Source organism: Psychrobacter sp. AOP3-A1-26 (assembly GCF_052378235.1).
Taxonomy (GTDB): Bacteria; Pseudomonadota; Gammaproteobacteria; order Pseudomonadales; family Moraxellaceae; genus Psychrobacter.
This window is the reverse complement of record NZ_JBQSXN010000173.1, coordinates 1-1,278: the sequence shown is the minus strand read 5'-3', so window position 1 is coordinate 1,278 and position 1,278 is coordinate 1. Positions and strand designations below refer to the sequence as shown.

The window sequence follows — 1,278 nt, the reverse complement described above, 5'->3', positions numbered from 1 at the left end:
ATATATAAAATTTATACTTTTGACAATTATACACGTATAAAATTTATACCTATATAATTGTTTCAAACTACCGCAGCTCATTTTGTATTTTGTAAAGAGCTATATTCTAAGGATTGATTACTTAAAGAATGCTATGGTCTCTCTTGAAAATGTTACTGCTAAATAAGGCAGCACGGTTATATATAGAAGAGAGGGTTAATGTATATTGCTTTTAAAAAAATGAAGGATAACAGAGTTTTAGAATCAACGGTCTATAACATCAAGCCCTAATCTCATCCAGCGAATGGCTTGTTCTTGATGATCGGTTAACGCGCTCCAAAGAGCATCTTCACTAATGATGGAATACCTATTATCTGCGCATTCAACCATCATGTTGCTTTCATGATCGTCTCTCCATTGCGCGCTTTGATAGTAAGTTTGCAGCTCAGACATTAATGTACTGGCTTCTGCCCATTTTTCCTGAGCATCTTCTATCTGTTCATGTAGCTCATACCAACGCTCATACTTTTTTTGCAGCGCTTGTGCATCAAAAACTTCCATTATATTTCTCCAGTTTATAATTATAAAAAACCAATGAAACCGCTCAGATATATTCATAGCAGCTTCATTGGTTATAGTGTATTCAAAGCTAATATATTAGCCAAATACTTTCATACGCGCGTCAGCAGGCTGAAACTCTTTGTCACCTGCTGGCTGCTCAATAGCACCGAATACCATCTGCGCGTTGAGTTCCCAATCATCAGCAATATTCCATTCATCAGCGACTCTTTGGTCGATGACAGGATTATAATGCTGCAAGTTGGCACCGACATCGATGCTTGCCAATGCCGTCCAAATCACATATTGATGCATAGCACTGGTTTGATGTGCCCAGATTGGGAATTTATCCGCATACAAAGGGGCTGCTTCTTGCATGTTTCTAACCACGCCTTTGTCCTCAAAGAACATAATCGTACCAGCACCCGCTCTAAATCCTGCGATTTTATCTTTAGTGCCTTGGAACTTCTCGTCATCATTGACGATAACTTTGAGCGTCTCTTCAGTGATGTCCCATAATTTTTTATGATCGTCACCAAATAAAACCACGAGACGCGCGGATTGTGAGTTAAAAGCGGACGGCGTATGCAAGACTGCATGTTCAATCAGCTTAACCACTTCATCGTTAGAAACAGGTAGCTGATCGCTTAGGGTGTAGATAGAACGGCGCTTTTCAGCTAGTTGTTGAAAGTCTTTTAAATTTGACATGGCTGTATTTGACATAGTTTTCTCCGTTGGGTT

At 39.3% G+C, this 1,278-nt stretch carries 2 protein-coding genes; both read right to left on the bottom strand.

Annotated features, from left to right (window positions below):
* Positions 1-243: 243 nt before the first annotated feature.
* Positions 244-540 carry a DUF4298 domain-containing protein gene (locus ACT3TU_RS14140; protein WP_192524939.1) on the bottom strand — a complete coding sequence of 99 codons (297 nt, stop codon included), beginning with the start codon at positions 538-540 and terminating at the stop codon, positions 244-246.
* Positions 541-636: 96 nt separating this feature from the next.
* On the bottom strand, positions 637-1,245 hold the full coding sequence (locus ACT3TU_RS14135; RefSeq protein ID WP_192524940.1) for a nitroreductase family protein: 609 nt from the start codon (positions 1,243-1,245) through the stop codon (positions 637-639).
* Positions 1,246-1,278 lie beyond the last annotated feature (33 nt).

What these genes read in the sequence shown, in the direction of transcription:
- ACT3TU_RS14135 (WP_192524940.1), bottom strand. Translation starts at nt 1,245, where the DNA reads ATGTCAAATTTAAAAGACTTTCAACAACTAGCTGAAAAGCGCCGTTCT.
- ACT3TU_RS14140 (WP_192524939.1), bottom strand. Translation starts at nt 540, where the DNA reads ATGGAAGTTTTTGATGCACAAGCGCTGCAAAAAAAGTATGAGCGTTGG.